Annotated in this window: 22 protein-coding genes and 1 tRNA gene; 7 read left to right on the top strand and 16 right to left on the bottom strand. The window is 68.2% G+C overall.

Annotated features, from left to right (window positions below):
* Positions 1-129: 129 nt before the first annotated feature.
* Entirely contained in the window at positions 130-1,395 is a 1,266-nt protein-coding gene (locus SACCYDRAFT_RS04375; RefSeq protein ID WP_005453946.1) for an acyltransferase family protein, read from the top strand.
* On the opposite strand, the gene SACCYDRAFT_RS04370 is transcribed toward SACCYDRAFT_RS04375, so the two are convergent.
* The 8 genes from SACCYDRAFT_RS04370 to SACCYDRAFT_RS04335 form a co-directional block, all read right to left on the bottom strand.
* A complete protein-coding gene (locus SACCYDRAFT_RS04370) occupies positions 1,358-2,305 on the bottom strand; it encodes an amidohydrolase family protein (protein ID WP_005453943.1) in 948 nt (315 codons plus the stop codon). The two genes, SACCYDRAFT_RS04375 and SACCYDRAFT_RS04370, sit on opposite strands and share 38 nt — an antisense overlap.
* A complete protein-coding gene (gene smpB, locus SACCYDRAFT_RS04365; protein WP_005453941.1) occupies positions 2,302-2,784 on the bottom strand; it encodes an SsrA-binding protein SmpB in 483 nt (160 codons plus the stop codon). Before smpB ends, SACCYDRAFT_RS04370 begins: the two co-directional genes overlap by 4 nt.
* 40 nt (positions 2,785-2,824) lie before the next feature.
* Positions 2,825-3,724, bottom strand: a complete 900-nt coding sequence (gene ftsX, locus SACCYDRAFT_RS04360) for a permease-like cell division protein FtsX (RefSeq protein WP_005453939.1) — start codon at positions 3,722-3,724, stop codon at positions 2,825-2,827.
* A 63-nt stretch (positions 3,725-3,787) separates the two neighbouring features.
* Positions 3,788-4,477, bottom strand: a complete 690-nt coding sequence (gene ftsE, locus SACCYDRAFT_RS04355) for a cell division ATP-binding protein FtsE (RefSeq protein WP_005453937.1) — start codon at positions 4,475-4,477, stop codon at positions 3,788-3,790.
* A 63-nt stretch (positions 4,478-4,540) separates the two neighbouring features.
* Complete coding sequence (prfB, locus tag SACCYDRAFT_RS04350) at positions 4,541-5,647, bottom strand: peptide chain release factor 2 (RefSeq protein WP_005453936.1); 1,107 nt, start codon at positions 5,645-5,647, stop codon at positions 4,541-4,543.
* 96 nt (positions 5,648-5,743) lie between these two features.
* Positions 5,744-6,244 (bottom strand): PadR family transcriptional regulator, encoded by a 501-nt coding sequence (locus SACCYDRAFT_RS04345; protein ID WP_085979171.1) that lies wholly within the window; start codon positions 6,242-6,244, stop codon positions 5,744-5,746.
* 142 nt (positions 6,245-6,386) lie between these two features.
* Positions 6,387-6,460, bottom strand: a tRNA-Met gene (locus SACCYDRAFT_RS04340).
* 151 nt (positions 6,461-6,611) lie between these two features.
* The gene (locus SACCYDRAFT_RS04335) at positions 6,612-9,560 is read right to left on the bottom strand and encodes a UPF0182 family protein (RefSeq protein WP_005453933.1); all 2,949 of its coding nucleotides are present in this window, start codon (positions 9,558-9,560) and stop codon (positions 6,612-6,614) included.
* A gap of 153 nt (positions 9,561-9,713) precedes the next feature.
* Between SACCYDRAFT_RS04335 and SACCYDRAFT_RS04330 the strand changes: the two genes are divergently transcribed.
* Positions 9,714-10,298, top strand: coding sequence for a PPA1309 family protein (locus SACCYDRAFT_RS04330; protein ID WP_005453932.1), 585 nt, complete (start codon positions 9,714-9,716; stop codon positions 10,296-10,298).
* Positions 10,299-10,308: 10 nt separating this feature from the next.
* Here the strand turns inward: SACCYDRAFT_RS04330 and SACCYDRAFT_RS04325 are convergent, their stop codons facing one another.
* The gene (locus tag SACCYDRAFT_RS04325) at positions 10,309-11,460 is read right to left on the bottom strand and encodes a YlbL family protein (RefSeq protein WP_005453931.1); all 1,152 of its coding nucleotides are present in this window, start codon (positions 11,458-11,460) and stop codon (positions 10,309-10,311) included.
* Between the two features lie 90 nt (positions 11,461-11,550).
* Between SACCYDRAFT_RS04325 and SACCYDRAFT_RS04320 the strand changes: the two genes are divergently transcribed.
* Complete coding sequence (locus SACCYDRAFT_RS04320; RefSeq protein WP_043536140.1) at positions 11,551-12,921, top strand: zinc-dependent metalloprotease; 1,371 nt, start codon at positions 11,551-11,553, stop codon at positions 12,919-12,921.
* A 47-nt stretch (positions 12,922-12,968) separates the two neighbouring features.
* Here SACCYDRAFT_RS04320 and SACCYDRAFT_RS04315 read toward each other — a convergent pair whose 3' ends face one another.
* Positions 12,969-13,490 (bottom strand): M48 metallopeptidase family protein, encoded by a 522-nt coding sequence (locus SACCYDRAFT_RS04315; protein ID WP_005453929.1) that lies wholly within the window; start codon positions 13,488-13,490, stop codon positions 12,969-12,971.
* Between the two features lie 214 nt (positions 13,491-13,704).
* Between SACCYDRAFT_RS04315 and SACCYDRAFT_RS04310 the strand changes: the two genes are divergently transcribed.
* The 3 genes from SACCYDRAFT_RS04310 (at position 13,705) to SACCYDRAFT_RS04300 (ending at position 17,307) form a co-directional block, all read left to right on the top strand.
* A complete protein-coding gene (locus SACCYDRAFT_RS04310; RefSeq protein ID WP_043537048.1) occupies positions 13,705-14,748 on the top strand; it encodes a ThiF family adenylyltransferase in 1,044 nt (347 codons plus the stop codon).
* A gap of 61 nt (positions 14,749-14,809) precedes the next feature.
* Complete coding sequence (locus SACCYDRAFT_RS04305) at positions 14,810-16,156, top strand: ABC1 kinase family protein (protein ID WP_005453927.1); 1,347 nt, start codon at positions 14,810-14,812, stop codon at positions 16,154-16,156.
* A 260-nt stretch (positions 16,157-16,416) separates the two neighbouring features.
* Positions 16,417-17,307 carry a hypothetical protein gene (locus tag SACCYDRAFT_RS04300; RefSeq protein ID WP_232283778.1) on the top strand — a complete coding sequence of 297 codons (891 nt, stop codon included), beginning with the start codon at positions 16,417-16,419 and terminating at the stop codon, positions 17,305-17,307.
* A gap of 15 nt (positions 17,308-17,322) precedes the next feature.
* Here the strand turns inward: SACCYDRAFT_RS04300 and SACCYDRAFT_RS04295 are convergent, their stop codons facing one another.
* The 5 genes from SACCYDRAFT_RS04295 to SACCYDRAFT_RS04285 all read right to left on the bottom strand — a co-directional run bounded on the left by SACCYDRAFT_RS04295 (position 17,323) and on the right by SACCYDRAFT_RS04285 (position 21,603).
* Positions 17,323-18,198, bottom strand: coding sequence for a class I SAM-dependent methyltransferase (locus SACCYDRAFT_RS04295; RefSeq protein ID WP_005453924.1), 876 nt, complete (start codon positions 18,196-18,198; stop codon positions 17,323-17,325).
* Between the two features lie 66 nt (positions 18,199-18,264).
* The gene (locus SACCYDRAFT_RS25665) at positions 18,265-18,525 is read right to left on the bottom strand and encodes a hypothetical protein (RefSeq protein WP_005453922.1); all 261 of its coding nucleotides are present in this window, start codon (positions 18,523-18,525) and stop codon (positions 18,265-18,267) included.
* On the bottom strand, positions 18,522-18,926 hold the full coding sequence (locus SACCYDRAFT_RS04290) for a WhiB family transcriptional regulator (protein WP_005453921.1): 405 nt from the start codon (positions 18,924-18,926) through the stop codon (positions 18,522-18,524). Before SACCYDRAFT_RS04290 ends, SACCYDRAFT_RS25665 begins: the two co-directional genes overlap by 4 nt.
* A 127-nt stretch (positions 18,927-19,053) precedes the next feature.
* On the bottom strand, positions 19,054-19,308 hold the full coding sequence (locus SACCYDRAFT_RS25660; RefSeq protein ID WP_005453920.1) for a hypothetical protein: 255 nt from the start codon (positions 19,306-19,308) through the stop codon (positions 19,054-19,056).
* A gap of 177 nt (positions 19,309-19,485) precedes the next feature.
* On the bottom strand, positions 19,486-21,603 hold the full coding sequence (locus SACCYDRAFT_RS04285; RefSeq protein WP_005453919.1) for an ATP-dependent DNA helicase UvrD2: 2,118 nt from the start codon (positions 21,601-21,603) through the stop codon (positions 19,486-19,488).
* Positions 21,604-21,669: 66 nt separating this feature from the next.
* Between SACCYDRAFT_RS04285 and SACCYDRAFT_RS04280 the strand changes: the two genes are divergently transcribed.
* On the top strand, positions 21,670-22,398 hold the full coding sequence (locus SACCYDRAFT_RS04280; protein WP_005453918.1) for a DUF4191 domain-containing protein: 729 nt from the start codon (positions 21,670-21,672) through the stop codon (positions 22,396-22,398).
* A gap of 34 nt (positions 22,399-22,432) precedes the next feature.
* On the opposite strand, the gene SACCYDRAFT_RS04275 is transcribed toward SACCYDRAFT_RS04280, so the two are convergent.
* On the bottom strand, positions 22,433-22,915 hold the full coding sequence (locus SACCYDRAFT_RS04275; RefSeq protein ID WP_005453917.1) for an RDD family protein: 483 nt from the start codon (positions 22,913-22,915) through the stop codon (positions 22,433-22,435).
* Positions 22,916-22,957 lie beyond the last annotated feature (42 nt).

The following is a 22,957-nucleotide window of genomic DNA, read 5'->3' as shown; positions in this document are numbered from 1 at the left end:
GTCCCCGGTGCGTCCCCGGTGTGTCCCCGGTGTGTCCACTGTGGTGGCCGACACGGTAGGGACAACCCCACCTTCAAGACACCGGCTCGCACCGCTGTTTTCCGCCGCCGGGCACGCCACGATTCGATCATGACTTTGAGTGCGCCGAGAACGGCGACCGTGGTGCCCACCCGAGACCGCTTCCTGGACGTCGTCCGCGCACTGGCCATCGTGGCCGTGGTGGTCCAGCACTGGACCATGCCGGTGCTCGGCTACACCGACGGTCTGCTCACCGCCGGCAACGCGTTCACCACGCCCGGATGGTGGATCGTGACGTGGTTGTCACAGGTCATGCCTCTCGTGTTCTTCACCGGTGGGGCCGCCAACCACCTGTCGCTGACCCGTGCCACCACGGCCCGCTCGTGGCTGTCGAGGCGGCTGAGCAGGCTCCTGCTTCCGGTGCTGCCGCTCCTCGCCGTCTGGACGGCCGTTCCACCGGTGCTGCGGCTGCTCGGCGCCCCTGAGCAGCCCGTGGCGCTGGCGAGTTCGATCGCGGCACAGCTTCTGTGGTTCCTCGGCGTCTACCTGATCACCGTGCTCGCCACGCCGCTGCTCGTCGCCGCCCACCGACGCTGGCGCTGGGCCGTTCCCGCGGTGCTCGCGGCCTTGGCGGCCGTGGTGGACGCCGCCCGCTTCGACGGTATGCCCTACGTCGGCTACGCCAACGCGGTCTTCGTCTGGTTCGCCGTGCACCAGCTCGGTTTCTTCTACTCCGACGGGACGCTCCGACGCCTGTCCCGCCGTGCGGCCCTGTCCGTGTCGGCGGCCGGGTTCGGCGTGACCGCACTCCTCGTGGCCTTCGGCCCGTACGTGGCGAGCATGATCGGAATGCCTGGCGCTCCGATGTCCAACATGAGCCCTCCCGCCGTTGTCCTGGTGTCCCTCGCCGTCGGCCAGATCGGTCTCACTCTCGCCGCCCGCGAATTCCTGACGACGTGGGCAGAACGACCCGCGATCGCCTCGACCCTCGGCTGGCTCGGCAGCCGGTTCATGAGCGTGTACCTGTGGCACATGCCCGCGTTGATCGTGCTCACGGGTGTGACGGTGCTCTGGTTCGACTACGCGACACCACTTCCAGGCACGATCACGTGGTTCGCCACGGCCCCGGGCTGGCTGCTGTCGGCCGGCGCCATCCTGGCCGTGCTGCTACGGGTGTTCGGCCGGTTCGAGACCCACGTGCCGCACTCGGGGCCCACTTCCACGCCCCGGCTCTGTGTCGCGGCGCTGCTCGGCGCCACGGGCACACTCGCGCTGGCCGCCACGGGATTCTCCTCGGCGCCGTGGCCGTGGATCGCCCTGGTCGTCTGCGCCTACGCCCTCACCCGCGTCCGGTCCCGGACGCCGGTGCCTGCCTGAGCAACCGCGACGGCGTGTCGTGCAGCACCGCACGCAGGAACGGTTGCCCCAGGCCCGGGTGCGATTCCGCCCACGACGCCACGGCACGCAACTGGGTGGCATAGGAGTACGGGATGTTCGGGAAGTCGGTCCCCAGCACCACCCGATCGGCGATGTCGACCAGCCGGCTCGGCCAGGCGGCGGGCATGGGCATGAACCCCTCGGTGAACGGCACGCCGACCATCGTGGTGTCCAGGTGGACGTTGGGGTACCGCCGCACCAGTTCCAGTGCGGCGTCGTACTCGGGCATGCCCGCGTGCGCGAGCACCGCCACCAACCGCGGATGCCGGTTCAACACCTGTTCGAAGACCTCGATGCCGGTGTGCTCACCCCGCAGCGGCCCGTGCCCGCAGTGCACCACGACGGGCACACCGGCGTCCGCGATCAGCCCCCACGCGAGGTCGAGCGCCGCGTCGCGGGGATCGTAGGCGCCCACCTGCACATGCGCCTTGAAACATCGCACACCCGCGGTCAGAGCCTCCTCCACGTAGGTCGCCACGGAGGGCTCGGGGAACAACGTCGCGGTGGGGACGGCCTCGGGCACGTCGGCGGCGAACTCGCGCACCCACGTGTTGAGCCACTCGGCCATGTCCGGTTTGTGCGGGTACACCAGCGGCGCGAACGCCCGCACCCCGAGCGACCGCAGTACGGCCAGCCGCTCGGGCTGCGGCAGCCGGTAGTACACCGGCCACCGCAGGCCGTAGTGCTTTTCGGCGTCGTCGAAGTACGCCCACACCTTGCGCAGCACCCGCTCGGGCAGGAAGTGCACGTGGACGTCCACGATCCCGTCGAGGCCGAGTCCACGCACCCAGTCCGCCACGTCCTCGTCGGACCGCGGACCGGGCCCGTGGTGATCGTCGGCGACGCTCAACGGCGGTACTTGCCCTTCGCCGCCCGTCCCATCGCGCGCGCCATCTCGCGCTGCGCGTCGCGCTTGGCGATGGCCTGCCGCTTGTCGTGCGCCTTGCGGCCCTTCGCCAACGCCAACTCGACCTTGACCTTGCCGTCCCTGAAGTACAGCGAGAGCGGCACGAGGCTGAGACCGGACTCCTTCGTCTTGCCGATCAGCTTCTCGATCTCCTTGCGGTGCAGCAGGAGCTTGCGCGTCCGCCGCGGCTCGTGGTTGGTCCACGTGCCGTGCGAGTACTCCGGGATGTGCAGGCCCCGCAGGAACACCTCGCCGTCGTCCACGGTCGCGAACGAGTCGGCCAGCGACGCCTTGCCCGCGCGCAGGCTCTTCACCTCCGTACCCACGAGCGCCACTCCGGCCTCGTAGGTGTCGATGATCGTGTAGTCGTGCCGGGCACGCCGGTTCGACGCGATCACCTTCTGACCGACTTCCTTCGCCATACCTCGACTGTATCTTTCCCTGACGGTCTTCCCGACCGAATTAGTGCCGCACGTACAGGCGCAACGTCGCGTAACCCGTGACCGCCGAGATCAGTATCGACGTGCCGAGCAGTATGGGCGACACCCAGGCGAGGATCTCCACCAGCTCGATCTGGGGAATGACGGACCCCGTCGCCCCGATGATCGAGTCGAGCACCAGGTACTTCAACGCGACCAGGCCGCCCGTGCCGATGACCGCGCCCAGCACACCGGCGACCACCGCCTCCAGGAGGAACGGCAACTGCGTGTACCACCGGGTGGCACCGACGAGACGCATGATGCCCACTTCGGTGCGCCGGGTGAACGCCGAGACCTGGATGGTGTTCGCGATGAGCAGCACGGCCGCGAACGCGGCGATCAACGCGATGATGAACGTACCGTTCCGTCCCGCGTTGAGGATGTCGAAGAATCGTTCGAGGAACTTGTTCTGGTCGTCGACGTGGTCGACACCCTCCATCGCGGAGTACTCCTGCACGAGTACGTCACTACGCTCGGGATTGACGAGCTTCACGTGCAGCGACGAGGGCAGCGACTCGGGACGGGCCAGCTCGACGAGCTCCGGCTGCCCCGCGAAGATCTCCTGGAACCGCTTGTAGGCCTGGTCCCGGTTCTCGTAGATCACCGACTCGACGCCCGGATTCGTCTCCAGCGACTGCCGCAACGTGGTGCACGTGTCGGACGCACACGTGGCGTCGCTCGAACTGACCTCCTCGTTCAGATAGATCGTCACCTGGACGTCGTCGAGGTAGTTCGCCTTCATCTTGTCGATCGTGCGGACGAACAGCAGACCACCGCCGAACATCCCGAGCGAGATGGCCGTGGTGAGGATCATCGCGATGGTCATCGTGACGTTCCGGCGAAGGCCGGTGATGACCTCGCTCAAGACGAAGCTGGCACGCATCGGTACGAGGTTTCCTTGGGTCGGGGGAAGTGGGGAGGCGGGTGGGGGAACGACCGGGAGCGGTCAGCGGCTGACGCCGTACACGCCGCGCCGGTCGTCGCGGACCACGCGCCCGTGATCCAGTTCGACGACCCGACGGCGCATGGAGTCGACGATCGAGTGGTCGTGGGTGGCCATGAGCACCGTCGTTCCGGTGCGGTTGATGCGCTCCAGCAGGAGCATGATGTCCTGACTCGTGTCGGGGTCCAGGTTCCCGGTGGGCTCGTCGGCGAGCAGGACCAGGGGACGGTTCACGAACGCCCGCGCGATCGCGACGCGCTGCTGCTCACCGCCGGACAGCTCGTGAGGCATCCGATCCGACTTGCCGTCCAGGCCGACCAGCTCCAGGACCTCGGGGACGACCCTGTCGATGGTCTTCTTCGGCTTGCCGATCACTTCGAGGGCGAACGCGACGTTCTCCGCCACGGTCTTGTTGGTCAGCAGCCGGAAGTCCTGGAACACGCAGCCGATCGTCTGCCGCAGTCGGGGCACCTTGCGCCGGGGCAACTTGGCGACGTCGAAGTTCGACACCATCACCCGGCCCTGGCTGGGTACCTCCTCCCGCAGCAGAAGCCGCAGGAACGTCGACTTCCCCGAACCCGAGGGGCCGATGAGGAAGACGAACTCACCCTTGTCCACGTCGACCGAGACGTCTGCGAGCGCAGGACGTGAAGAGGTCTTGTAGACCTTGGAGACACTCTCAAGCCGGATCACGGTCGGCCATCCTACAGTCGGAGCCGGTTAAGCCTCGGTTGACCACCGGCTCCGCGCTCCCGCCTACGCGACCTCGGCCTGCTGCTTGCGCCAACGGATGCCGGCGTCGAGAAAACCGTCCAGCTCACCGTCGAGCACGGCCGACGGGTTACCCACTTCGTACTCGGTGCGCAGGTCCTTGACCAGCTGGTACGGGTGCAGCACGTACGAACGCATCTGGTTGCCCCAACTCGAACCGCTGTCACGCAGCGCGTCGAGTTCCTTGCGCTCCTCTTCCTTCTTCCGCTGCAACAGCTTGGCCTGGAGCACCTTCATCGCCGAGGCCTTGTTCTGCAACTGCGACTTCTCGTTCTGACACGACACCACGATGCCCGTGGGCAGGTGGGTGATGCGCACGGCCGAGTCGGTGGTGTTCACGCTCTGCCCACCGGGGCCCGACGAACGGTAGACGTCGACGCGGATGTCCTTCTCGGGCACCTCGACGTGGTCCACCTCCTCGACCTCCGGGAGCACCTCGACGTGCGCGAAGGACGTCTGACGCCTGCTCTGGTTGTCGAACGGCGAGATGCGAACGAGGCGGTGGGTGCCCTGCTCGACCGAAAGCGTCCCGTAGAGGTAGGGCCCGCTGACCTTGAAGGTGGCCGACCGGATGCCCGCTTCTTCGGCGTAGGAGATGTCGTAGACCTGGGTCGGGTAGTCGTGCCGCTCCGCCCACCGCAGGTACATGCGCAGGAGCATCTCCGCCCAGTCGGCCGCGTCCACGCCACCGGCCTCGGACCGGATGGTGACGACGGCGTTGCGCTCGTCGTACTCGCCGGAGAGCAGGGTGCGGACCTCGAGGGCGTCGACGTCGCGAGTGATGTCGGTGAGTTCCGCCTCAGCCTCGGACCGGCTCGCCGCGTCACCTTCGGCTTCGGCCAGCTCGTGCAGCACGGCGAGGTCGTCGACCCGCTGACGCAGTTCGGTGACACGCCTCAGGGAAGCCTGCTTGTGGGAGAGCTGGCTGGTCACCTTCTGGGCGACTTCTGGATCGTTCCAGAGGTCCGGCCGGGCGGCTTCCTCCTCCAGCTCGGCGACCTCCTTGCGGAGCGAATCCAGATCCATTACGGCCTCGATCTGGGCCAGCTTGCCGCCGAGGTCCTTCAGCGCAGCTTCGAAGTCGGCACTCACGAAACACAAGGTTACGGCAAATCGAGCGACCGCTTCCCGGGCGGTCGCTCCGACTCGCCGTCTTCACCGTTCTCGCTGACCCACCGTCACGGCCCGTCAGGCCGACGACACCGCGTCCAGCAGCTTCAGCGCGGCCCTGGCGTGCGCCTGACCGAACTCGGCGACCGCCTTCTCCACCGGGTCGACGGCTGCCTTCACCGCGGCCCTGGCCTCGTCGAGTTCGGCCTTGTAGGTCTCACGGGCCGACTCGAAGAGGGTCGCTCGCTGCTTCGGTGTGAGCACACCCGAGTTGACCACCCTGAGGATGAGCGGACTCCGCAGGTGGTCAGGCGCGGAGGCACTCGTCAGCCACGCCTTGAAGGCCTTCTTCCCCGCGGCCGTGAGGACGTACTGCTGACTGGAACGGGGCCCCTGCTTCCCCAACCGCACGTAACCCTCCTTGTGCAGCGCGGGGAGCTCCCGGTAGACCTGACTCCTCGTGACGCTGAAGAACGTGCCGAATCGTTCCTCAGCCGCCGCCACGAGTTCGCCACCGGTAGCGGGACCGTCATGGAGCAAACCAAGCAATGCTGCGGCAGTTGCGTTCAAATCGGACACGCCTCTACCGTGCCACGAAAATCGAGATCTGTCCACAGTGGTCAGGGTTGCGTCCACAATGGAACCCCTGGTTCACCCTGTGCACCGGGACGGACACACGAAGAAGGCCCGGATCGTAGCGATCCGGGCCTTCTTCGTTTCGTAGCGGGGACAGGATTCGAACCTGCGACCTCTGGGTTATGAGCCCAGCGAGCTACCGAGCTGCTCCACCCCGCGTCGTTGTGATTACCACTCTAGCACATCCGTTTTCCCCCTGTTTCAGGGGGGTCCGGGAGTGTGTCGGCCGTGGCTTTCACCTCTTCGGTGACACCCACTCTACGCCAGGCTGCCCGCACGACGCAAAGTGGGTGTCCCCTGGCTCACAGGATCAGTTGCCCGACCCGGTGAGCTCCTCGTACCGCTGAGCCGCCGCGTCGAGTTCCTGCAGCGCCTCACCCTGGGCCGCGAAGTCCCCGGACTGCTGCGCGTCCTTCAGTTTCTGCAGCGCGGCCTGGATCTCGTCCACGACCTGGTCGACCTCCGTGCCACCCGAATCGCCGTTCGGCGGAGGCACCGCCTGGTCGTCGCCGGGGTTCGGCTGTTCCTGGTCGCCGGTGTCGCCACCGTCCGTTCCACCCTGGTCGGCCGGACCGGTCGCGGCCTCACCCGTCCCTTCGCCGAACACCTCGTCCAACGCCTCGTTGAGCGTCGAGGCGACCCCGATCCGGCCACCGAACGACACCAGCACCCGAGCGAGCTGCGGGTAGCTCTGCGCGTTGCGTTGCTGGATGTAGACCGGTTCGACGTAGAGGAACCCGCCCGCGACGGGCAGCGTCAGCAGGTTGCCGTAGATGATGTCGACGCTCTGGTTGCCGAGCAACGTCCGGTCCTGAGTGAACTTCGGGTTGCTCTGGAACGCGTTCTGGACCTGCACCGGCCCTTCGAGTTGCTGACCACCGCCTGTGGGCAGTTTGAGCACCGTCATCTTGCCGTAGTCATCCGGTTCGGACGACACCGTCACCCACGCCGCGAGGTACTGCCGCGCCAGCGGTGTCAACGCGCTGGTGATCTGGAACGTGGGCTCGTCCTGGCCCGGCGCCTGCGCGTAGATGTAGTACGGCGGCTGGTTGGCCGTGTCGGAGTTCGGGTCGAGACCGCCCTCCTGGGTCGGGTCCTGCGGCACGTTCCAGAACGTCTGGGTCGAGTAGAACTCCTGCGCGTTGTTCACGTGGTACTTCGTCAGCAGCTCACGCTGCACCTTGAAGATGTCCTCCGGGTAGCGGAAGTGCGCCCGCAGTTCCGGGGTGATCTCCGAACTCGGCTTGACCAGCCCGGGGAACGTCTCCATCCACGTCTTCAGCACCGGGTCGTTCTTGTCCACCTCGTACAGCGTCACGGTGCCGTCGAACGCGTCGACGGTGGCCTTGACCGAGTTGCGGATGTAGTTGATCCGGTTGTCCTGCTGACGGGCCACCCCGGTGAGGGAGTCCTCGGTAGCACCCCCCAGCGAGGTCCGCTGGGAGTACGGGTAGTTGTTCAGCGTGGTGTAGCCGTCGACGATCCACTGGATACGTCCGTCGATCACCGCCGGATAGGGATCGCCGTCCACCGTCAACCACGGCGCCACCTTCTCCACCCGCTCGCGCGGATCGCGGTTGTACATGATCTTGGCACCGTCGCTGATCTGGTCGGAGAACAGGATGTTGCGCTCCCCGTACTGCGCGGCGAAGACCAGCCGGTTGAACAGGTTGTCGATCGGAACGCCACCCTTGCCCTCGTAGAGGTAGCTCCGGTCGGTGGCGGTGTCGTACTCACCCGGCGCCTGGCCCCGCGTACCGCCCACGATCGCGTAGTCCGTGGCCAACTCGCCGTAGTAGATGCGGGGTTCCTTGACCTCGATACCCGACCCCTTGGGGTTCTGCGTGTCACTCGTCCGGGCGAGCGGGTAACCACCGTCGCTGTTGGCGTCCTCCAGAGCGCGGTCGATCGTGTTGGCCGGTGCCGCCACGAAGCCGTTACCGTGGGTGTAAACCAGGTGCCGGTTGATCCACGTCTGCTGGTTCTCGGCGAGACCGTTGGTGTTGATCTCCTTGGCGGCGACGATGTACGCCTGCTCCTTGCCGTCGACCGTGTACCGGTCGACGTCCAGCTTCTCGGGGAAGCCGTAGAAGTTCTCCCGGCCGACCCGCTGCGTGAAGGTGGAGCTCAGCACGTTGGGGTCGAGAAGACGGATGTTCGGGATCGTGCCCGAGTCCGCCCGGATCTCCTCGGGGGACGCGTTCGTGTTGCCCGTGTAGTCGTCCCTGATCTCCACGTTCTGCGTGTCGAGCTGGTAGGCGAACTTGGTGGCCGCCATGTTGTGCTCGATCGACTCCGCTTCCTTCTCGTTCGCGTTCGGGCGGACGGAGAACTGCTCCAGCACCGCGGGCCAGGCGACCCCGAGGATCAGCCCCGACAGCAGCAACAACACCAGCGAGATGGCGGGGAGCTGGATGTTCCGCAGGAACGCACCCGCGAAGAACGCGATGGCGCAGAGCACGGAGATGCACAGCAGGATCAGATTGGCCGGCATGGCCGCGTGCAGGTCGGTGTAGGCGGCACCTGTGAAGAGGTCGTTGCGGCCCGACAGCAGCAGCTCGTACCGGTCGAAGAAGTATTCGAGCGCCTTGAACAGCACGAACACACCGATCAGCACAAGCAGGTGCACCTTGGCGGGCGCGGAGATCTGCCCACCCCGGCCCGCCAACCGGATGCCACCGAACAGGTAGTGGGTCACGACGGCGCCGAAGAAGGAGATGACCAGCGCCACGAAGACCCAGCCGAGCAGCCAGCCGTAGAACGGCAGGTCGAACGTGAAGAAGCTGGCGTCCTTGCCGAACACCGGATCGGTACGGCCGAACTCGGTGCCGTTCAGCCACATCTGCACGACTTCCCAGCTGCCCTGACCACTCGCCCCCGCGATGAGACCCGTGACCACCGGGATGCCGACACCGAACAGCTTCGTACGGGCCGCGATCAGCGAGCGGTACCGCGCGAGCGGGTCTTCGGTGCTCGACACGGGGACGAACACGGGGCGTGTGCGGTACGCGAGCCACAGACTCACCGCGAGCAGGCCGCCCACCAGCACACCCGTCGCGAAGAACAGAGCCACCCGGGTCAGCAGTATCGTCGAGAAGACGTCACGCGCACCGACCTCGCCGTACCACAGCCAGTCGACGTACGTGTCCAGCAGACGGGCGCCGAGCAGGAGCAGGAGAACGAGGACGGCCGCGATGATGAGCAACACGCGGGCGCGCCGAGAGAGTTTCGGCAGGCTGGCTGGAGGCCGGGTGGCCACTACGCACACTCCCGTGGTCAAGGCTGTCGTTGTCGGGGCGCCGACCTACGAGCGTCCCTGGTTACCTAACTGTACGGACCGCGACCTGAGTTCCCGAAGCCCCCCAAATCGGGCGCCGCGCAGGCCGAGCCCCTCGCCTGCCAGGATGGCGTCATGACGGAGAGCGAGAACCGGGCAGGTCCCGGAAGGGTAGCCGCACTGGCCCGCGAGGTCGAGGAGTTCGTCGCGAGCGGAGGCTGGGACCAGCAGCCTCAACTGTTCGCGCTGGTGCCGACAGCGGACCTGCTCCGCCAGCAACCCGAACTCGCCGACCAACTCGACCAGAACAGCGAGTTCACCCCGGTCGCCCAGGACTCACTTCCGGAAGGTGACCTCGCGGAGGCCCTCGGTCGCATCGCCTGGCCGGACGCCGTTCACGGCTGCGCCCTCGCCCAGGAGATCATCGTGCTCCCTCCGGACGCCGAGCAGGAGCTGCCCGGCCTGACCGAGGAGACCGACGACGGCGACGTCAGCGAGCAGGACCTGCAACGCCTGCGGCAGGCCGCGGCCGACCACCCGCGCCGTACCGAGGCCCGGCTCGTGGCCGCCGTCCTGCGCGACGGATCGGCCTCCTGTGTCATGCGCCTGCGCGGCGGGGTCACGGGCAACGACGACTCCGAGGCGGTCGACGAGATCGTCGAGAGCCCGGACCTCGCACCGAACCTGATCGACGCGCTGCGAGCCACGCTGCAGCCCTGATCCTCCGGCGTCAGCCTGCGCAGGACGGCACCGGTCGCCCGTTCGCCAACGACTCCAGCGCGCTGACGGCGTCGTCGAGAGTGCCCACCCGCACGAGCTGCAGGCCGTCCGGCGCGGCGGCCACGGCCTCGCCGCAGTTGTCCTCGGGCACGAGGAACGCCGTGGCGCCGGCTTCCCGGGCTGCGACGAGCTTGAACGGGATGCCCCCGATGGCGCCGACGTTGCCCTTCGAGTCGATGGTGCCGGTGCCGGCGACATGCTCGCCTCCGGTCAACTGCCCCGGCGTCAACTCGTCCACGATCGCCAGCGCGAACATCAGTCCGGCCGACGGGCCGCCGACGTCCTCCAGCGCGATCTCCACGTCGAAGGACGTCTCGGCGCTGTCCGAGGGTTGGATGCCGAGGAAGCCGTGCGCGCCGTTCGGGTGTCGCGCCAGGGTCACCGACTCCGTCCGTTCCGCCTCCTCGCCCCGCTGAAACGTCACGGACACCGTCTGCCCGGGTCGTGTGCCACCGAGGACGTCGCGCACCGCGTCGGAGTCGGCCACCTCCCTGCCGTCCACCTTCACGATCCGGTCACCGGGCTCGAGAACCCCCTCGGCGGGGCTGTCGCCCACGACCTGGTCGACCACGGCCACCACCGGGTGACCGAGCTTGCGCAACGCCGCCACCTCGGCGTTGCTCTGCGAGTCCTGGAACTGTCGCAGGTTCTCCCTGCGCACCTCCTCCTCCGACTGCCCCGGCCGGAAGTACTCCTCCCTCGGCGCGAGTGCGTAACGCCCACTGACCCACATACCGAGCGCGCCGAACAACGTCATGTTGTCGTTGAGGGCCACCGTGGTCATGCGGAGCTCACCACCGGTTGGGTAGGTGCGCTCGCCGTCGATCTCGATGACCGAGGTGCCGTCCACCGCGCCGAGGGTGTCGTACGTCGGTCCCGGCCCGAGTGCCACGTAGGGCACGCGAACGAACGCGCCCAACATCGCGAACGTGAGCACGAGCACGGCGCTGGCCACCATCGTCCAGCCGCGCCTGCTCAGCCGGCGCCGGCCGTCGCGGCCCCGTCCGGGGGTCCGCTCCGCACCGCCGGTGTCACTGAGTGTGCCGACGGGGCGCCCGGCGGGTTGCTCGGTCGGTGCTGCCTTGTCCGGGGACTCACTCACGCGACCAGCCTACGGACCATGTACCACGCGCACGCCGTGGGCATCACGGTCCTTTCTACGGACCTCCCCCGGGCCGCGTACGGTGGTGTTATGAGCAACCCACCGTTCGGCTTCGGACTACCCGATCCCGACAAAGGCCGCGACAACGAATCGTCGGGCGGGCAGTCCGGCTCGGGCTCCGACGCCTTCCAGCAGCTGGGACAGATGCTCAGTCAGCTCGGGCAGATGCTCAGCCAGGCCGGTAGCTCCTCAGGGCCGGTGAACTACGACCTGGCCAAACAAATCGCTGTGCAACGCCTGGGCTCCGAGGGGCAGATGGGTTTCTCAGCGGGTGACCAGTCGGGGGAGACGGCCGTACGCGACTCGGCCCACCTCGCGGAGCTCTGGCTGGACGAGGCCACGATCCTCCCCGCCGGGGCCACCACCACCACGACGTGGACGGCGCGGGACTGGATCGACAAGACACTGCCCACCTGGCAACGGTTGTGCGACCCGGTGGCGAGGCAGGTCTCCGGCGCGTGGATGCAGGCTCTCCCCGAGGAGGCCAAGCAGGCGGCCGGGCCGTTGCTCTCGATGGTCGGGCAGATGGGCGGCATGGCGTTCGGCTCTCAACTGGGCAACGCACTGGCCGGGCTCGCGTCCGAGGTCCTCACTTCCACGGACGTGGGACTGCCGCTGGGCCCCGAGACCACGTCGGCGCTGCTGCCCAGGAACATCGACAAGTTCTCCGAGGGGCTGGAGCGGCCGAAGAGCGAGGTGCTCGTGTTCCTCGCGGCGCGGGAGGCCGCGCACCAGCGGCTGTTCGCCCACGTCCCGTGGCTGCGGCAGCGCCTGCTGGCGACGGTCGAGGAGTTCGCCTCGGGGATCACGGTGGACACCAGCGCGCTCGAACAGCTCGCCGGCCGTGTCGATCCCACCAACCCGGCCAGCATCGAGGAAGTCATGTCCTCCGGCCTTCTGGAGCCGCAGACGACGCCTGAGCAGAAGGCGGCGCTCGGCAGGTTGGAGACGCTGCTCGCGCTCGTGGAGGGCTGGGTCGACGTCGTCGTGGCGGACGCTGTCGGCGACCGGCTTCCCGGTGCGGAGGCACTGCGGGAGACCCTGCGTCGACGCCGCGCGACGGGCGGTCCCGCCGAGCAGACGTTCGCGACGCTCGTGGGCCTTGAGCTGCGTCCTCGCCGGATGCGCGCCGCGTCCGCGCTGTGGAAGCTCGTGGGAGACCGACACGGGATGCAGGCCCGTGACACTCTGTGGACCCACCCCGATCTCATGCCGACGGCCGACGATCTCGACGACCCGATCGGCTTCGCCGAGCGTCTCGGTGCGAACGGGGCCCTCGACGACGGCATCGACCCGCTCGCGGAGCTCGAACGGACCGAGCGCGCCCGTCAGGACGAGGGCGAGAACGGGCAGGACGGTGGAGCCGAGCGCCCTGACAGCGACGGGGACGGCAAGGAGTGAGGACGGTGCCGCCGGGTTCGCGCCCAGCGGCACCTGCTCCACCGCGGTCAGTCGTTGCAGGGAGTTGCGCCGCCGAGTCGTTCGGCGGCCGAAAGCCCCTCGAGATACCCGATGGCGCGCTCGGTCTTGGGATACCGCCTGACCAGGTTCCAGAACGTGCGGTTGTGCTCGGCCACGCGAAGGTGCGCCAGTTCGTGCACGAGGACGTAGTCGAGCACCCACGACGGCACGTCCCTGAGCCGTTCGCTGACGCGGATGGTGCGGTCAGCGGGCGTACACGACGCCCACCTCGTGCGCATCGGCGGAACCCAGCGCACACTCGCGGGTTGCGCCGTCCCGTCCAGGTAGCGGCGTGAGAGCTGCGTGCAACGCAGGAGGAGGGCCTCGTCGGAGGCCCGCGCCGGGCTGGCGCGTCGACTCTCCGTGCGTTGCAGCTTGCGCTGCATCTCGGCCACCCAGTGTTTCTCCTCCGCCTTGGTCATGGTGGCAGGGATCAGTACGACGAGCGTGTCACCGTCCCGGTACGCGGTGACCGTCCGGCGGCGTCGTGGACTCCTTCGGACTTCCACTTTCTCTTGCTTGTCAGCGGAATCCCGCTGTGTGCTGTTCCGATTTCTGAGGGAGGGAAACCGTGCATCGGCCACGGGAACAACGGTAAGGCCAAGGACTGACATCATGGCGATCACCGGCCTGGATCACCCCAGTTGTCCACACGTGTGTCACCCTGTGGACAACTCGGTCACCAGGTGTGCGGGGTACGCGGATCACGGCCAGAGTGAGCGCATGACCGGATCACCGCCGCAGGTCGCCTTCCGCGTCCCGCTGCCAAGGCGACCCCGCCTGCGCGCGGGACTGCCCGTGGTGGAACGGCGCGAAGGTGAGCTCCAGATCGGGCTCGACCCACGCCATGGCGTCATCGCGACCGATCTCCCGCCCATCCTGGTGGACGTCCTTCGCGGGTTGGACGGCAGGCGCAGCACCGACACGCTCCTGTCGCTGGTGCGGGACGAGCACGCTGATCGGCTCAAGGCCGTGCTGTGCGGCCTCGCCGAACGAGGCCTCGTCGAGGACGCGGAGGCCTCCGCCGACCCCCTCGGGGCGCCCATGAGTCCGTCCGGCATCGCGGTCGGCTACGCCAACCACTCGATCGGTGTCCACGGCGGTGGCCGGCTGGCGACCGCCGTCACCGCCCTCCTCACCGGAGCTGGGGTGGCCAGGCTCTGTCTCGCCGCCGACGGCGTCGTGGCCAGGGCAGACGTCGGGTCCGGCTTTCGCGACGAGGACGTCGGACGGAACCGCGCGGCCGCGCTCGCGGACGTCGCGAGACGACTCGATCCGGAGGTGCGGGTCTCTCGTCTCCGCCCCGGCGCCACGCCCACCGACCTGGTCGTCCTGACCGACGCGGTGGTGCCCGCCCCCGAGGTGGTGACCGATCTGGTGGCCAGCGGCGTGCCGCACCTGGTGGCGCGGGTCAGAGACGGTGTCGGCATCGTCGGCCCGCTGGTCGTGCCCGGCCGGAGCAGCTGCCTGAGATGCGCGGATCTGCACCGCACCGGACGCGACGCCTGCTGGCCCCGCATCGCCGGTCAGCTCGCCGGGCGGTACCAGGAGGCGGATTTCACAAGCGTGTACGGCACTGCCGCACTGGCGGTGGGCCAGACTCTGCGGGCACTCCGCGCGACACCTCCGGCACTCGCCGTGGAACCACCGCCCACCTGGAACGCGACTCTCGAACTCGACTGCGTCACAGGCGTCGTCACCAGGCGGGAGTGGCCACCTCATCCGCGTTGTCCCTGCGGTGCACCACAGCACCGGGCGCAGCACTGACTTCCCTTTCACATCCCAAAACCGGTGCGGAAGCGGCGGCCCGACAGGCAGAATCGCTGTCGTGACGGACTCCCGCGACTCCCTCGGTGACCAAGCGGACGCACCCCTTCCACGCCGGACGATGGCGCGAACGGCGAAGTTGGCGAGCCTGCCCCTCGGCATAGCAGGCCGGGCCGTCGGTGGGTGGGGCCGACGACTCACCGGGCAAAGCGCCGAGGACATCAACGCCACCCTGTCGGCCAAAGCCGCGGAGCAGCTGTTCGAGGTGCTCGGCACGCTCAAGGGTGGCGCCATGAAGTTCGGGCAGGCACTCAGCGTGTTCGAGGCCGCCGTGCCCGAGGAGTTCGCCGCCCCGTACCGCGACGCGTTGACCCGCCTCCAGTCGGCCGCGCCGCCGATGCCGGTCAGCCAGACACGGCGGGTGCTCGCCGAACAACTCGGTCGCTCCTGGACCAAGCGGTTCGCCGAGTTCGACGACGAACCGGCCGCGGCGGCGAGTATCGGACAGGTGCACCGGGCCGTTTGGCACGACGGCAGAGACGTCGCCGTGAAGGTGCAGTACCCGGGTGCGGACGAGGCGCTGCGCAGCGATCTCAGGCAGCTACAGCGGTTCAGCAGGCTTTTCCAGGCGCTTCTGCCGGGCGCCGAGGTCAAGCCGCTGCTGACGGAGCTCGCCGAGCGCATGAACGAGGAACTCGACTACCGGGGTGAGGCAGACAACCAGCGCCGGTTCGCGAAGGCGTTCCACGATGACGAGAACGTGTTCGTACCCAGAGTGGTGGCGAGCGCCCCGAAGGTGATCGTGTCGGAATGGGTCACGGGAACCCCTTACTCGCGAATCATCGCGGACGGCACGGTCGGGCAACGCAACACGGCGGGCAGACTGCTGGCCGAATTCCACTACTCCTCTCCGGCGAGGGCGCGTCTCCTCCACTCCGACCCGCATCCCGGCAACTTCATGCTGCTCGAGGACGGGCGGCTCTGCGTGATCGACTTCGGTGCTGTCGCGAACCTGCCGGAGGGCGCGCCTCGCGCTCTCGGCGTGATGATGCGGTTGGCTCTCGAAGGCCGGTCACAGGACCTTTTCGAGGTGCTGCGGGCCGAGGGGTTCGTGCGCCCGGAGGTGGGGCTCGACGCCGACGACGTCTACGCCTGGCTGCTGCCGCTCGTCGCCCCGCTGACCGACGAGAGCTTCCACTTCACACGCCAGTGGGCGCAGAAGCAGGCGATGCGTATGGGCGACACGCGGAACAAGGACTTCCACACCGGACGTTCGCTCAACCTGCCACCCCAGTGGTTGTTGATCCATCGGGTCACGGCAGGGGCGATCGGCATTCTGTGCCAACTGGACGCCGAACTGCCCGTGCGCTCGATCGTCGAACGGTGGCAACCCGGCTTCGCCGACTGACGGAAGAACCGCCCACAGGCTCGGGTTGTCCACAGGAATGCTTCTGGGGAGCCGAGTGGCGCCGTTCGCAGGCGGTGGTTGTCCACAACGCGTGCGAGGTGGTGTCGGAGTGTGGAGGCACGGTACAGGCTCGTGGCATGGCGACAACGACCTCCACGACACGATCCGCGACCACAGTTTCCGGGCCCACGCTGACCTCGGTGTTCTCAGCCGTGCGCTCTCCGACTCGTCCGAGGGACAGCCAGGCTCGAGTGCTGTCCGTGGCGCAGCTTCGCGCCCTCGGTGTGCACCCGAGCACGATCACGAAGCGCTGCAGGCCGGGTGGGCCGTGGCGACGACTCGCCCCCGGTGTCGTCCTGCTCGGCACAGGCGAGCCGACCCGTCACCAGTTGCTCCAAGCCACCACCGCCTACCTGGGTCCCGACAGCGTCATCACAGGCCTCGACGCTCTGCGCACCTACGGCGTCCGGCTACCCCCGCCGACAGCCGTCAGGGCGCTCGTGCCCGCGCATCGCCGCCTGACACCGCCCGCGTTCGTGTCCCTCGAACGCACTGCGCGGCTGCCCGTGCCTGTCGACATCGAGGGACTGCCCTACGCCCCACCGGTTCGGGCGACGATCGACGCAGCGCGCCAGGAGGCTGATCCGGACCTTCTTCGGCGTGTGCTGGCACTGCCGGTGCAGGAAGGTCTGTGCACCATCGAGGAGCTTGGTGATGAGCTCGAGAAAGGCAACCAGCGTGGCTCGGCGGCGGTTCGAGTACAGCTCCGCACGTTGGCACGCACCGACCTGTCCGATCTGCGCAGAACCGCGCGGCAGTTGGTACGGCGCTGCCCGTTGCCTCCACCACGTTGGGACACGACCGTCTTCACCCGCGATCGGTGTCGCCTCGGCAGCGTCGACGCATGGTGGGACGACGTTGGCCTGGCATGGTCGGTGACCACCACTGGAGCCCCGGCTTCTCGCGGTGCCAAGGACGAGCGCGACCGTCTCGCCCTCACCTCCGTGGGTGTGGTGCTGGTTCGCACCACACCGTCGATGGTGCGGCACCATTCCGAGTTCGTCATCGCCGAGCTGGTCCGTGGTTTTCGTCAGGCGGCGCGACGGCCCCGCCCCCGCGTGTTGTCCGAAGCCCGTGTCATCGCCGCCTGATCAGCGATGAGAGCGTCAGGACAGTCGTCGCGCCGTGTGCACGGTGCGGGCGTAGAGCACGAACGCGTCGTCGCGCCCACCGACGTAGTGGGGGCTGCCGGGGTCGGTCAGCGCGGCCAGGGTCTCCCGGTCTGCCGGGTCCACCCGATCCCCCACTGTTTCGGCCAGCCAGGTGAACCGCTCGACCACGTACTGGCGGGCGGTCTCGTCCAGAGGAGCGGAATGCTCGACGAGATAGCTGAACGACGTGGGTTCCCCGAGCCCGGCCCGGCTCAGTGCCGCCGTCCAGCCGTAAGGCATGGCGATCGCACCTTCGATCCCCGCGCGCAACTCGCCGAACCAGGCGTCACGCGCCGCATTGAGCCGAGCCTCCAGTCCTGCACGTCCCAGCCCGATGTCCCACGGAATGAATGTCTGCCCCGTCCCACCTTCGGCGAGCGCCAGCATGCCACCAGGGGCGAGCAGCCGCGCGAGTACCGTGACGCCCGCCTGCTGGTCCGGCAGGTGGTGCACCATCGCCGACGCCCAGACGAGGTCGGCCTGCGGAACCCGCGTGTCCAGCGGGTCTGTGGCGACGTCCGCGGCCACCGTGGTCACCGAGACGGTTTCGCCTCCAGCAGCCACGGCCGCCTCCCGCGCCGCCGCGAGAAGCGCGTCACTGGCGTCGACCAGTACCAGGCGTCCTCCACCGTTCTCCCGCAGCACCGAGGCCAGCGCAGTGCTCATCCCCCCTGCCCCGCATCCCGCGTCCACGACGACCGCCCCCGGCGGCAGCCCTCCGGCGAGCTTGGCACCGACGCCGCGTACAGCGTCGCGTTCCAGCATGTCGAGCCGTCGCATAGCGCTCAGCCTGGCCGCCCAGTCGATGTCGTCGTGCGTCGCAGCAGACATGTCGGAGTTCCCTTTCCGTACTCGCGAAGGTGGGGGCAGCGAAGTATTCCGCTACCCCCACCTCGCTCACGAATGATTTCGGTGCGCCCGGCGTTGGGCCCAACCGACCACGCGCGCCCATCGCCGAGTATTCCCGGCGGCTCGGGCCTCACGTTGCTCGGCTGCCGATTGCAGCATGTCCCGTATTCGTTCTCTGGCGAGTTCTTCGTGCATCAACATGGCTGTGTACTCCTTGTTGGTCAGTGTGGGGAAAGGAATGAAGCGGACAACGCGGTGAGTTGCGGTCCGGTGCGGCAGCTGCCGTTCGCGAAACAGTGTGGTGGTCATGCCGCACTCCGCTGTCCGGTCTGCTGCGTTGCTGGGGTTGCCGACGAGGCAGCGGGCACCACCGGGTGCTTACGAGGACGACCACGCGGCCGCTTCCGTGCCACCACCACGCCTCTCTCGAAGATCTCGCCGCCCCATACGCCCCACGGCTCACGCCGGGCGAGCGCACCCGCCAGACAGGAGGCCCTCACAGGGCAGTCACCGCACAGGTACTTCGCCCGCTCCAGGTCCGCCGGAGTTTCGGCGAACCACAGGTCCGCGTCACCCGAGCGGCACGGCAGGTCGGCTTCCGGGGTGGTGACCGAGTCGAGCAAGTCGGCCACGCCCGTCGTACCGGTGTTGTCGTCGGTCAGCAGCTTCTCCGACGCCTTCTCTGACGCGAAGGCGATCGCCGATGACATTCGTTCTCTCCCTCATGTTGTTGTGCGCTACTTGTTTCAGCCGACGCCCGGACCGAAACAGCACAAAGGCCGCGGATCCGGTGTACGGTTCCGCGGCCTTTGTGAGCCTGTTCCACTGACACTCAGGTCAGGGGGCACTCTCCTGTGGGCACAACGGAACCCAGAACTGCTTTGGCAGATCGGCGGTCATACGACGGAATGCCGAATTGACGCCTTCGGCACCGCCGACGGCAGCAGAGAAAGCGGAGACAGCGCTGACGTACACGCTCCCCCGGCTCTGCTGCGCACACCGCGACATCATGACGTGTCGGCGCTCACGGATGGCGTGACCGATCCGAGACAGCGGCGTGCCGGCAATGCCGTTCTTCCAGTTGACCGTCATCGCTGGCACCTCCTCTCGCTGTCCGGCGATCCACCGCTCACAACGGCGGCCAAGATCGCGCAGTATCCACCCAGTGCTTGCAGGTTATTGCCCTGCGCCCGGCGCGGCAACTTATTTTTCGACGAATTTCCCGGACTGCCGAAAAACCCTCCTGACCAGGCGGTTCAGTCCAGGAGCTCACTCGCGGCCGGGGTCCTCGTCGTTGACGACGGTGAGGACCTCCTCGCCGAACCGCTCCACCTTGGCCGTTCCGATGCCGGAGATCGCCACGAGGCCACGGGCATCGGTGGGGCGCTGCTCGGCGATGGCGACGAGCGTGGCGTCGGTGAACACGACGAACGCCGGGATCTTCAGCTCCTTGGCCTTCTCCGCGCGCCATTGCCTGAGTCGTTCGAGAAGTTCCTCGTCGATGTCGGAGGGGCAGTCGGCACAACGCCCGATCTTGATTTCCAGTGTGGATTCAAGGTCGCGGCCACAGACACGGCAGACCGCCCTCGTCCCCGCGCGTCGTCGCGACGGACGGCGGACGCGCGGGGCAGGCTCCTCTTCCCCGGCGAGTCCGTGGAGGAACCGGCTGCGTCTGCGGTGCGGCCGTCCGCCGGGCGTGCGGGAGAGCGACCAGCTGAGCGCGAGGTGTTCCCTGGCCCGGGTCACACCCACGTAGAACAGCCTGCGCTCCTCCTCGATCGCGTCCTCCGTGGTGGCGTGTTGGATCGGCACGGTGCCTTCGGCCAGGCCGACGAGGAAGACGGCATCCCATTCGAGGCCCTTGGCCGCGTGGAGCGACGCGAGTGTCACGCCGTCCACGACAGGCGGATGCTGCGAGGAGGCGCGCTGCTCGAGCTCAGCGACGTAGCGTGCCAGGGCCGGTCGCTCCCCCGCGGACACCGCCGTGAACTCGGCCGTGAAGTCCTGCGCGAGTTCGTACAGGGCCTGCAGCCCGCTCCAGCGTTCGCGGGCCGCGCCACCGCTGGGCTGTCGCAGCCCCCATCCAAGCGGGGCGAGGACCCGCCCCACCAGTGCGGGCAGGTCGGTCGTTCCCGCTTCGGAATCCGATGCCGAAGCGGTGCGCAGGGCGGCCATCGCCTGCCGGACCTCTTGCCGGGAGAAGAAGCGCTCACCTCCCCGGACCTGGTAGGGCACTCCGACATCGGCCAGTGCCTGCTCGTAGCTCTCGGACTGCGCGTTGACCCGGAACAACACAGCGATCTCCGCGGCCGGAACACCGTTGCCCACGAGGTCGCGGATCTGCCGGGCCACCGCGGCGGCCTCGGCGGGTTCGTCGTCGTACTCGGAGAACGTCGGCCGCGGGCCGTCGGGGCGCTGCCCCACGAGGCGCAGTCGTGCGCCTGCGGGACGTCCTCGTGCCCCGCTGATGACCCGGTTGGCCAACTCCACCACCTGCGGCGTGGAGCGGTAGTCCCGCTCGAGCCGGACCACGGTGGCATTCGGGTACCGCCGGGTGAACTCCAACAGGGGGCGCGGCGAAGCACCTCCGAAGGAGTAGATCGTCTGGTTGGCATCGCCGACCACCGTCACGTCGTCGCGTCCACCGAGCCAGGCGTCGAGCAATCGCTGCTGGGCGGGCGTGATGTCCTGGTATTCGTCCACCACGAAGCAGCGGTACCGGTCGCGGAACTCCTCGGCCACCTCGCGGTGCTCCTCCAACGCGGCCGTGGTGTGCAACAGAAGGTCGTCGAAGTCGAGCAGCCGCCGGTCGTTCTTGAGCTCCTCGTAGGTGCGATAGGCGTCCGCGACCCGCTCCGCCGGGTGCCCGATGTCGCGGCGGCGGGCCCGAGCCGCGGACGGGTATTCGTCGGGCCCGACCAGGCACGCCTTCGCCCATTCGATTTCACCCGCGAGATCACGCAGCACCTCGGTCTCGGTGGGCAGCGCCACCTTGTTCGCGGCGAGCCCCACGAGCCGGAGCTTGTTGCCGTCGAGGAGGTCCCACTGCGCATCGCCCACCACGCGAGGCCAGAAGTACCGGAGTTGGCGAAGCGCCGCGGCGTGGAAGGTGCGGGCTTGGGCGCCGTCGACACCGAGTTGCCGCAACCGTGCCCGGAGTTCTCCCGCTGCTCGGGCGGTGAAGGTCACCGCGAGTACCTGCGTCGGGGCGACGTGCCCCTGACGCACGAGGTAGGCGATACGACGAGTGATCGTTCGCGTCTTGCCCGTACCAGCACCCGCGAGCACGCACACCGGGCCGCGAGGAGCACTCGCAGCCGCGCGCTGTTCCGGATCAAGGCCGTCGAGCGGGTCCTTCGACCGGATCGGGCGTTGTGCGCTGGCCACTCTCGCATCCTCGCAGAGGGGACCGACGGGCCGACGCCCACCCGGCCGCCCGTATCCTGGGGAATTATGGCGGGAAAGCAGGACAAGGAAGCTGCCAAGCAGGCCAAGCGGGAGAAGCGCGCGGCTGGTAAGGCCAGGCGGGCACAGATCTTCCAGGCGTTTTCGATGCAGCGCAAAGAGGACAAGGCCCTCATCCCCTGGATGCTCGGGTCTTTCCTCGTCGTGGCCGGAATCGTCTTCGGGCTCGGATGGCTCATGGGGATCGAGTGGTGGCTGCTGCCGATCGGCATCATGCTGGGCCTGCTCGCCGCCATGATCATCTTCGGTCGCCGGGTGCAGAAGACCGTGTTCACGAAGGCCGAGGGGCAGCCGGGTGCCGCCGCGTGGGCCCTGGACAACCTGCGCGGACGCTGGCGTGTGACACAGACGGTGGCCGCGACGACGCAACTCGACGCCGTGCACCGCGTGCTGGGCGGCCCGGGGATCATCCTCGTGGCCGAAGGCGCGCCACACCGCGTGAAGAACCTGATGTCACAGGAGAAGAAGCGCATCGCGCGGCTCGTGGGTGAGACCCCGATCTACGACGTCATCGTGGGAACCGACGAAGGTCAGGTGCCCCTGCGGAAGCTGCAGAGCCACCTCATGAAGCTCCCGCGCAACCTCAGGCCCCGCGACATCGATGTGCTCGAGACCAAGCTCGCGGCCCTCGGCAACCGCGGTGCCGCCATGCCGAAGGGACCCATGCCGCAGGGCGCGAAGATGCGGAACGTCCAGCGCACCATCCGTCGGCGCTGAGCCCCTCGTCGTCGGGGCGGCACACGCCGCCCGGTCAACGCATCGTCACCACGACGGTGTTGGTGAGGCGATCGTGCCAGCCGCGGTTGTCGGCGTTACGCACCGCGGCTGGGATGATGAAGAAGGTCAGCAAACACCGCAGGGCGGCCCTCCACAGTCCGACGACCGCCTTGCCGTCCAACCGCGCCACGCGGATTCCTGTCATCGCCATGCCGGGGGTGAACCCGAAGAACGTCACGGGTACGACCGTGATGACGGCCCAGGCCACCAGCGCCCAGAGGTTGTGCTCCTGCATGGCGGCGAGGTCGGAATAGTCCGGGCGGGTGAAGACCGCCGTCAACAGGGATGCGAGGACCAGGTCCGCCACGAGCGCGAGCAATCTCCGCCCTGTGCCCGCGACAGCGCGGGGTCCGCTCTCGGGAAGCCCGAAGCGCTCACCCGGCCATCGAGGGGGCTCCTGGGTGGTCGCCCCTCCGGACGAGATCGTCTGCAGCCATTCGCCGGTCCATCGTGCCACTCTCCCAGGGTATTCACCGTGCGTCGCCCGCGTCCGGGCCGG

Source organism: Saccharomonospora cyanea NA-134, assembly GCF_000244975.1.
Classification (GTDB): domain Bacteria; phylum Actinomycetota; class Actinomycetes; order Mycobacteriales; family Pseudonocardiaceae; genus Saccharomonospora; species Saccharomonospora cyanea.
Note: the sequence above shows the minus strand (reverse complement) of the source record. Positions and strands in the feature narration are given on the sequence as shown.

Bases quoted from the DNA above. Each gene is read 5' to 3' on its own strand.
- SACCYDRAFT_RS04375 (WP_005453946.1), top strand. From the start codon at position 130: ATGACTTTGAGTGCGCCGAGAACGGCGACCGTGGTGCCCACCCGAGAC.
- smpB (WP_005453941.1), bottom strand. From the start codon at position 2,784: ATGGCGAAGGAAGTCGGTCAGAAGGTGATCGCGTCGAACCGGCGTGCC.
- ftsX (WP_005453939.1), bottom strand. From the start codon at position 3,724: ATGCGTGCCAGCTTCGTCTTGAGCGAGGTCATCACCGGCCTTCGCCGG.
- SACCYDRAFT_RS04330 (WP_005453932.1), top strand. From the start codon at position 9,714: ATGACGGAGAGCGAGAACCGGGCAGGTCCCGGAAGGGTAGCCGCACTG.
- SACCYDRAFT_RS04320 (WP_043536140.1), top strand. From the start codon at position 11,551: ATGAGCAACCCACCGTTCGGCTTCGGACTACCCGATCCCGACAAAGGC.
- SACCYDRAFT_RS04310 (WP_043537048.1), top strand. From the start codon at position 13,705: ATGACCGGATCACCGCCGCAGGTCGCCTTCCGCGTCCCGCTGCCAAGG.
- SACCYDRAFT_RS04295 (WP_005453924.1), bottom strand. From the start codon at position 18,198: ATGTCTGCTGCGACGCACGACGACATCGACTGGGCGGCCAGGCTGAGC.
- SACCYDRAFT_RS25665 (WP_005453922.1), bottom strand. From the start codon at position 18,525: ATGACCACCACACTGTTTCGCGAACGGCAGCTGCCGCACCGGACCGCA.
- SACCYDRAFT_RS04290 (WP_005453921.1), bottom strand. From the start codon at position 18,926: ATGTCATCGGCGATCGCCTTCGCGTCAGAGAAGGCGTCGGAGAAGCTG.
- SACCYDRAFT_RS25660 (WP_005453920.1), bottom strand. From the start codon at position 19,308: ATGACGGTCAACTGGAAGAACGGCATTGCCGGCACGCCGCTGTCTCGG.
- SACCYDRAFT_RS04280 (WP_005453918.1), top strand. From the start codon at position 21,670: ATGGCGGGAAAGCAGGACAAGGAAGCTGCCAAGCAGGCCAAGCGGGAG.